1 protein-coding gene is annotated in these 663 nt (G+C 46.8%); it reads right to left on the reverse strand.

The features are described from left to right. Positions 1-663: hypothetical protein (locus HC026_RS12380; RefSeq protein ID WP_168926205.1), on the reverse strand; the 663-nt coding region annotated here is incomplete at both ends.

Consider the following 663-nt stretch of genomic DNA (forward strand, 5'->3'; position numbering starts at 1 on the left):
AACGTCACTTGTAAACTTCGTTTGCTCAGAATTGAAATCACTCTGTTGGTCACTAAAGTCACTCAGGTCATTACTCAAACTATTGCTGTCATTGCTCAAAGCATTTGACTTCGCGGTCGTTTGATCACTAGCCAACTTGTTTGAGTCACTCTTGTCATTGCTTTGATCATTGCTCAACTGCGTACTGTCGCTGGTGTAAGCTTTGGTCTGATCGGAGGTTCCGTTGGAACCGAGATCACTGAAATCCTTAGCCGTATCGGAACTCAGCTTGCTGTTATCTGAAGTGAAGTCGCTCAGATCATTGCTGGTCTTAGCCAAATCACTCGACAACTTATCTGAAGTGGTGTTGCTATCACTCAAGTCCGAAGCCACGTTGCTTTGGCCGTTGGAGAACTGGTTGGAATCGCTGTTGACCTTCGTCTGATCACTGTTGATATTGCTCTGGTCACTCTTCAAAGTATCCGACTTAGCAGCTGAGGCGGTAGTGACATCATTACTGTATTCACCTGAATCCTTCGTGTAGTCACTCGCCGTTGCGCTCGTATCACTCTTCAGATCACTGGTCTGTGCCGAGGTTGCTGCCGACCCAAGGTCGCTAGTTTCCTTCGTCACATCACTATCGATGGCAACTTGATCATCACTCAGTCCACCAAGATCACTACT

This window comes from Secundilactobacillus angelensis (assembly GCF_012641075.1).
In the GTDB taxonomy this organism is placed as follows: Bacteria; Bacillota; Bacilli; order Lactobacillales; family Lactobacillaceae; genus Secundilactobacillus; species Secundilactobacillus angelensis.